The organism is Nitrospinota bacterium, assembly GCA_035528715.1.
In the GTDB taxonomy this organism is placed as follows: Bacteria; JADFOP01; JADFOP01; order DATKYB01; family DATKYB01; genus DATKYB01.
This window is the reverse complement of the sequence record DATKYB010000114.1, coordinates 1-7,926: the sequence shown is the minus strand read 5'-3', so window position 1 is coordinate 7,926 and position 7,926 is coordinate 1. Positions and strand designations below refer to the sequence as shown.

General features: G+C 34.3%; 11 protein-coding genes. All 11 read right to left on the bottom strand.

Features of this window, described 5'->3' with window-relative positions; all coding sequences use genetic code 11:
• Positions 1-144: 144 nt before the first annotated feature.
• A complete protein-coding gene (locus VMW81_08250) occupies positions 145-750 on the bottom strand; it encodes a ribonuclease HII (GenBank protein ID HUU50935.1) in 606 nt (201 codons plus the stop codon).
• A 40-nt stretch (positions 751-790) separates the two neighbouring features.
• Complete coding sequence (rplS, locus tag VMW81_08245; protein ID HUU50934.1) at positions 791-1,141, bottom strand: 50S ribosomal protein L19; 351 nt, start codon at positions 1,139-1,141, stop codon at positions 791-793.
• A gap of 23 nt (positions 1,142-1,164) precedes the next feature.
• Positions 1,165-1,722, bottom strand: coding sequence for an RNA methyltransferase (locus VMW81_08240; protein HUU50933.1), 558 nt, complete (start codon positions 1,720-1,722; stop codon positions 1,165-1,167).
• A 31-nt stretch (positions 1,723-1,753) separates the two neighbouring features.
• Complete coding sequence (gene trmD / locus VMW81_08235) at positions 1,754-2,491, bottom strand: tRNA (guanosine(37)-N1)-methyltransferase TrmD (protein HUU50932.1); 738 nt, start codon at positions 2,489-2,491, stop codon at positions 1,754-1,756.
• Positions 2,492-2,977 carry a ribosome maturation factor RimM gene (gene rimM, locus VMW81_08230; protein ID HUU50931.1) on the bottom strand — a complete coding sequence of 162 codons (486 nt, stop codon included), beginning with the start codon at positions 2,975-2,977 and terminating at the stop codon, positions 2,492-2,494. It lies immediately after the preceding gene.
• 71 nt (positions 2,978-3,048) lie between these two features.
• A complete protein-coding gene (locus VMW81_08225; GenBank protein HUU50930.1) occupies positions 3,049-3,279 on the bottom strand; it encodes a KH domain-containing protein in 231 nt (76 codons plus the stop codon).
• Between the two features lie 85 nt (positions 3,280-3,364).
• Positions 3,365-3,634: a 30S ribosomal protein S16 gene (rpsP, locus tag VMW81_08220; GenBank protein HUU50929.1), complete on the bottom strand. Its 270-nt coding sequence runs from the start codon at positions 3,632-3,634 to the stop codon at positions 3,365-3,367.
• Positions 3,635-3,656: 22 nt separating this feature from the next.
• On the bottom strand, positions 3,657-4,982 hold the full coding sequence (gene ffh / locus VMW81_08215) for a signal recognition particle protein (protein ID HUU50928.1): 1,326 nt from the start codon (positions 4,980-4,982) through the stop codon (positions 3,657-3,659).
• Positions 4,983-5,072: 90 nt separating this feature from the next.
• Complete coding sequence (gene rpe / locus VMW81_08210) at positions 5,073-5,723, bottom strand: ribulose-phosphate 3-epimerase (protein ID HUU50927.1); 651 nt, start codon at positions 5,721-5,723, stop codon at positions 5,073-5,075.
• A 15-nt stretch (positions 5,724-5,738) separates the two neighbouring features.
• Positions 5,739-6,683: a PASTA domain-containing protein gene (locus VMW81_08205; GenBank protein HUU50926.1), complete on the bottom strand. Its 945-nt coding sequence runs from the start codon at positions 6,681-6,683 to the stop codon at positions 5,739-5,741.
• Between the two features lie 19 nt (positions 6,684-6,702).
• The coding region (gene rsmB, locus VMW81_08200; GenBank protein HUU50925.1) for a 16S rRNA (cytosine(967)-C(5))-methyltransferase RsmB at positions 6,703-7,926 on the bottom strand (1,224 nt) is incomplete at its 5' end.

Below are 7,926 nucleotides of genomic sequence, written 5' to 3'. Positions count from 1 at the left end.
ATCTCTCCAAAAGGAGATCTGTAGTTTTTCCCCATAATCTTATATCCATTCTTTTTTAAAAAATTTATTGCCAGCACTTCTCCATATTTTCCAAGCTCTAATCTGTCCTTATCCATTATTAAGCCCACTCTTCGTTACAATTTTCTATATGACGTATTCCTTTACCCTTTTAAAACTTCTTCTGTGAATGCCACAAACGCCAAAATTTTTTATGGCATCTATATGATTCTTTGTTGCATATCCCTTGTGAGAAGAGAACTTATAAAGAGGAAATATTCTGTCATAATTATTCATAATCTTATCTCTGATAACCTTTGCAACAATGGAAGCAGAAGCTATTGATGCACTAATAGAATCACCTTTTACAATTGTCTTTTGTTGAATAGAGATGTCTAATGGGGTTTTCCCGTCTATGAGAAGATAATCAGGATTTTTCTTTAGTCTAAAAATAGCTTCAACCATCGCCCTCTTCGTCGCCTCTAATATATTAATTTCATCAATGACCCTATGCATGACAAGGCCAATACCAATACTAATTGCTTCTTTTTGTATCTGAGAAAAGAGTCTTTCTCTTTTTTTCGGCCTGAGTTTTTTAGAATCGTTTAAACCACTAATGCTGCATTTTTGTGGTAAGATTACGGCTGAAGCAACAACGGGACCGGCTAAAGAACCTCTTCCTACTTCATCAACACCAGCAATTAACTCAAATCCCTTTTGCCTGATTGACTTCTCGAAATGAAACAATCTCATTGATTTGTCCATTTACCTAAAATAATAAATGGAATCGAGGTTATTGAAATTTTTCCTCTGCCTTAACTCTTGCTGACTTGCCAACCCTCTTTCTTAAATAATACAACTTCGCCCTTCTTACTCGACCTTCTCTTGTAATCTCAATCTTTTCAATTCTCGGGGAATGTAAAGGAAATTTTCTCTCTACACCTACACCATAGGAAACCTTCCTTACCGTAAAGTTCTTCCTGTTATGTCCACCACTTACTGAAATAACAATACCTTCGAATGACTGTACTCTCTCTTTGTCTCCCTCTAAAATCTTAAAGAAGACTTTAACAGTATCTCCGGGATTAAATTTTGGCAAATCCATTCTCATCTGTTCTTTTTCTAGCATTTCTAATTTATCCATTTTTATCTCCTCTCAATAAAAATTTATCTCGTTCCTAATAGTCTATCTAGGATAATGGCAATTGCGCTTCTTACGGAAAGATGGTTATAATGGTTACTCCCTCTAATAGGTTCTAATATATAATCAGACCTCTCAATAATCTCCTCAACCAGTCCCCAACCTGTTCCAAACAGAAAAAGATAAGACCCATTTTGCGTTTGCAAAATCTCTCTCATACTATAAAAATCTATTTTATTGTCATATTCCCTTGCAGCAGTAGCAATGAGTTTGGGTTTCATTTTGTACCTGCTTCTTACCCTTTTAATAATAGCATCTAATCCATCAACGATTACTGTATTTACAAATGCCTCTTTTCTAAATTCATTATATTTTGCGCCAAAACCCTCAGTCCAGTGTTCTCTTATTTTATTGGCCAACCTTCTCTGAGATTCAAAGGGTGTAGACACATAAAATTCAATTATGCCATATGTCTTTGCAATCCTTGATATATCATGAAGATCAAGATTTGTTATTTGTGTTGATATAATCTCCTTTTTCTTATTATATACTGGATAATGTAATAATGCGATAAATGATTTCAATTTTAATACTCATAAATATCTAATTTAATGATTAATGATTATGAGAAGCCTTAATTTCTTTAAGAATTAATTCGTCTTCTTCTGTTAATTCAACAGATTTTAATAAATCAGGCCTCCTTTTTAAGGTTCGTTTTAAAGCCTCTTTTCTCCTCCATATCCTAATTTTCTCATGATTACCTGATAATAAAACTTCTGGAATCCTTTTTCCATCGATTTCGTCCGGTCTCGTATACTGGGGAAAATCTAATAAGTAGGAATAAAAGGAATCATTCTTAATTGAATTTTCATTTCCTACTACCCCAGGAATCAATCGGGATACAGCATCTATCAAGACCATAGCTGGCAATTCGCCACCTGTTAAGACATAATCACCTATTGATATCTCTTGATCTATATAATGATTACGAATTCTTTCATCAACCCCCTCATATCGACCACAAATTATGATAAGGCTTTTTTCACTTGCCAGTTTCTTTAACATAGATTGGGTCATCATTTCACCTTGAGGTGATAATAATATTACTTTTGCATCCCTGCTCTTATTTTTTATTTCTTTTAAAGCTCGAATAATCGGCTCCGGTTTCATTATCATTCCTCCACCGCCTCCATAGGGATAATCATCAGTAACCCCATGTTTTCCTGAAGCAAAATTTCTTAAATCATAGATTGATATACTAATAAGTCCTTTGTCCTGAGCCTTTTTTATTAGGCTTTCATTCAAGGGGGATTTAAACATCTCAGGAAATATCGTAATTAAATTAAATTCCATCTAATCTATTAACCCATTTATTAAATGAATAATTACCTTCTTCTTTGCTAAATTGATATCTTTTATAACGTCCTTAATTGCTGGAATCAGTGTCTCTTTATCTTTATTTCGAACAACAAATATATCATTGCTTCCTGTTGGAATAATCTCTTCAATCTTTCCGTATAAATGACCATCTTCATCAAATACTGTTAATCCTTCAATATCATGCCAATAAAACTGATCTGAAGGTAATGTCTTCAGTTTATCCTTGGGAATTTTTATTGAATAATCTATAAATTCTCTTCCACGGTCAATGCTATCACATCCTTCAAGTTTCAAAATAATAAATTGTTTATGAGACTTTATATTAAGAACTTTGAGTTTTTTATCTTTTATAAAAACAAAATCGAGTTCTTTAAAATGCTCAGGATAATTTAAATAGGGTAATACCCTTAAATCCCCTTTATTTCCTTGGGTTTTAACAACCTTGCCGATGGAAATCATATTATTTTTCTTGCTTAAGAAGAGGCTAAAAGTTATTAGCCTCGCGAATGTCGAGTCTTAGAGGAAAATAGCTATTCTAATATTTCCAATACAACCCTTTTCTTTAATTTTGCTGCAGCGGCATTGAGAATTATTCTTATCGATCTTGCTGTTCGTCCCTGTTTTCCAATAATCTTCCCTAAATCCTCAGATGCTACTCTTAACTCTAAAACAGTAGTCTTCTCACCTTTTATCTCAACCACATCCACGGATTCTGGTCTATCAACCAATAATTTTGCAATATACAAAAGCAACTCCTTCATCGCTCCCACCTCCACTTAGAGAACTTTTAAAAAGCTACATTAGAGAAATTTCTTATTTCAATAAGCTGAAGATTCTTCTTTCAGCTCATTTTTTTGCGCTTTTTTTTATTTTGTTTAATAGACCTTTTTTCAAAAATAAACCGTGTATCTTATTGGTCATTTGGGCGCCATTTTTTATCCAGTTAATGGCCTTTTCTTCATCTATCTTTGTACTTGATGGCTCATCAAGAGGGTAATAAGTTCCGAGAACATCAATGTATCGACTATCTCTTGGAGACCGAGAATCGGTAACAACGATTCGATAGAAAGGTTTCTTCTTTGCTCCAAATCTTGCCAATCTTATCTTTACTGACACTGCTTCACCTCCTTTATCCTTATCATCTAAATAGTTGTGAAATTTTCCCTGTTCGACCCATCTTTGAAAACTTCTTCATCATTTGCTTTGTTTGGGTAAACTGCTTCAACAGTCTATTTACATCCTGGACTGTAGTCCCGCTGCCTTTAGCTATTCTCTTTTTTCTGCTGCTGTTAATTATTGAGCAATCATCTCTCTCTTTTAGGTTCATAGAGTTAACAATAGTCTCTATTTTAATTAACTCTTTATCATTAAATTGTAAACCTTTAACCCTGCTTGCTCCAGGAATCATTCCTATGATTTGATCAATAGGGCCCATCTTTTTTATCTGTTTTATCTGGTCTTTGAAGTCTTCTAATGAAAAAGTTTCACGTCTTATCTTTTTCTCAAGCTCTTTAGCTTGTTCTATATTGATAGCCTCCTGTGACTTTTCTATAATTGTTGATAAATCCCCCATGCCCAATATTCTAGAAGCCATCCTATCAGGATAGAAATTTTCTAAAAGATCAAGTTTCTCACCAACTCCCACCAATTTTATAGGTTTACCTGTTATACCTTTTATTGATAAAGCAGCCCCGCCCCTGGCATCTCCATCCATCTTTGTTAAAATAACACCATCTATATCCAATGATTTGTTAAAGCTATCCGCAATATTTACTGCATCTTGACCGGTCATCGCATCTGCAACCAGCAAGGTTTCTTTTGGTTTTATATCTTTCTTTATTTGTCTTAACTCCTCCATCAAGGCTTCGTCGATATGCAACCTTCCTGCGGTATCTATGATAACAGAATCAAAGCGATTTTCTTTAGCATATTTCACAGCATCTCTACAAATCATCAAAGGATCTTTGCAGTCTCTTTCCTTATTATAAACAGAAATACCCAACTGATCCCCCAACATCACCAACTGCTCCATTGCTGCAGGTCTGTATACATCGGAAGATACCAGGAGAGGTCTAAAAGCACTCTTTTTAAATAATCTCTTAGCTAATTTGGCAGCCGTTGTTGTTTTTCCTGAACCCTGCAAACCAACCAGCAATATTATAGAAGGAGAGGGTCCTGATAATTCCAAATCGGTTGATTTCTCTCCCATGATTCTTGTCAATTCATCATATACTATCTTTATAACCTGTTGGCCAGGGTTAAGGCTCTGCAATACCTCTACTCCTATTGCCTTTTCTTTAACCCTTTCAATAAAATCTTTTACAATCTTATAATGGGCGTCTGATTCTAAAAGAGCAATCTTAACCTCTTTAAGAGATTCATTTACATCCTTTTCGTTAAGCTTCCCTCTTCCCTTAATTTTTCTAAAAATGGTATCCAGCTTTTCAGATAAGATACTAAACAATCTCTTTTTACTCCAAACAAATTGTTGACGAAAGTGTTAAAAATATTTGATTTATAAAAAAAGTCAAGAAAAAAAGTGTCAATTTTTAATCTAACGCTGGTTTCTTAAATTTTTTATCGTCTCCTTATAATTCTTACTTTGAAAAATAGTAGAACCAGCAACAAGAATATCTGTCCCTGCATTTATTATATCACGAGCATTATCCTCCTTCACCCCTCCATCTACCTCTACCTCAACGTTCAGACCTCTTTTTACAATTTTATCCTTTAAATTTTTAATTTTATTAAGGGTAGACGGAATAAACTTTTGTCCTCCAAATCCAGGATTTACAGACATAAGCAAGACCATATCAACATCTTCAATAACATTATCAATCGTGCACAACGAAGTAGAAGGATTTAAAACAACACCAGCCTTAATATTCAGGTCTTTTATTGATCGAATTGAACGATTAAGATGTTTGCATGTCTCAACGTGAATAGTGATAATATCGCTACCAGCCTTATAGAAATCAGGAATATAATGATCTGGATTTTCAATCATAAGGTGGACATCTAACACCAGATCAGTTGATGCCCTCGCAGCTTTTACAACTAAAGGGCCAACTGTAATGTTGGGAACAAAATGGCCATCCATAACATCTATATGAATCATATCGGCACCTGCCTCTTCAACAGCCTTTATCTCCTCTTCTAATCTTCTAAAATCAGCAGAAAGGATTGATGGTGCAATCTTTACCATAATGATCTCCTGTATCTAAAAAACTCTCTCTTCAATCAAAGCATCGTTTAAATAGATCTTTGCTCTTGTGTTTTCATCCACTTTTATCAGTAATTTTATATCTTTTCCTCCCCTCCCTTTATGATTATATATTTCTTTAACTTCTCTATTATTCTCTAACAATATCCTCACATTAACCACTCCCATTTCTTTTGGAGTTCTATAATATAGCAACTGGTAAGTTCCCTCTTGACTTTTATCAGGTCCCGGTGCCTTTGATATTATAAGATTTACCTTCTCAGCTTCCGCTATTTTATGACCATATTTTGGTTCATGTTCTAAAACTAAGTCTGGTTTTATATCCTCTTGTACTTCTTTTTTTATCTCTCCGAGTCCTAATCCCATTTTACCTAAAATTTCCATAACCTCACCGAGATTCCTCCTCACCAAGTTAGGCATAAGATACGCATCTTTTTTCTCTCCCCTACTGACCAGTAGATTTATTCTTGCACCTCTTTTTATTTTTTTTTGGGGCAAAGGACTCTGGGCAATGATTGTATCTTTTTGAAATTTAAAAGAATAGACCCGTGTAATCTCACCTATTTTAAAATCATTCCTTTTTAAAGTAATCTCTGCCCTCCTTTTTTTTTCACCAACAAGCATGGGAACAACGACTTCTTTCGTACCTTTACTGATAATTACCTTTACATCCCCGTCTTTTTTTATTGATTGCGATGGTAAGGGTTTTTGAGAAATTATAAAATTTTTTGGAATAGAGTTACTATATTCCCATCCAATAACCTTCAGGTTTAAGTTTCTTTCACTGAGCATCTCTAAAGCAAATACGATATCTCTTCCAGCTATTTCAGGAACCACAACCTCCTTACCTCTATATGCGAAATCCATCACCAATAATGCACTCAAGATTCCACAAAGAAATAAAATACCTACCATAAAAACATATTTGATAATTCTACGCATCAAACAGTTCCTTTATCATTTAATGCTTCTTTATTAGCCTTACACCAAAAAAACCATCCATTTCATGATTATAGGGAAAAGATTCAGAATATCCATCATTATTTATCAAATCCCAAGCCTTTTTTGGTAAATAGGGTTTTGGGTCATCAATTAAAAAATCTTTATTTTTTTGTAAAAATTTCTTTATAACCTCTCTGCTTTCTTCTGGCTCATTGGAGCATATGCTGTAAACTAAAACTCCCCCTTTTTTTAAAAAAGGACCGATATTCTCTAAGATTTTTAGTTGTATTTTAGATAGAGAATCAAAATTCAATTCGCTCTTTTGCCATTTGATATCTGGATTACGACGCAAAACACCGAAACTTGAACAGGGAGCATCTACTAGTATCCCATCGAAATCTTTCTTTAAAGGCAGCGGCTTGGTAGCATCGAGACAAAACATTTTTACATTTTTAATTCCCAAACGTCTGCAGTTTTCGTATAACATAAGGAGTCTTCCCTTTCTTAAATCAGTAGCAAATATCTCCCCTCTATTCTTCATCATCTGGGCGATATGAGTCGTTTTTCCTCCCGGTGCAGCACAGATATCTAATACTTTTGATTCTGGCAAAGGACTTAAGAGATTTGAAATTAAAATCGATGCCTCATCCTGCACCTGAAACAGTCCTTTTTTAAAAGACTCTAGACTCAGAAAATCTATACCAAACTTTAATCTCAAACCCTCATCAGAATAATAACAAGGTTTTACAAATATGATCTCCTTTTCTAATTCTCTCTTTAGCTTCTCAACGGTAGTCTTTAACGTATTAACCCTTATTGTCAAAGGCGGAATAGAATTATTTGCTATGCATATTTTTTCAACCTTATCAAAATCATATCTTTTTAACCACCTTTCTATAAGCCATCTCGGATGAGAGTGGAAAATAGAAAGATAGTCAGTCGGATCTTTTGTTTTATCTGGATAGTCTATCTTTTCTTTACTTCGATCTACCTCCCTTAAGATAGCATTCACAAAAGAGACTGTTCCTTTATGACCATATCGACGTGCTAAAATTACTGATTCGTTCACTGCCGCTGCATTAGGAACCTTATCTAAAAAGAGCAGTTGGTAAACCCCTAATCTCAAAATATTCACTATCCAGGGGCTTATTTTCTTTAATCTTCTATTGGAGAACCTCTCTATAATCCAATCGAGTCGATTTCTCCACCTCAAAACCCCATATACTAACTGGGTTATAAAAGC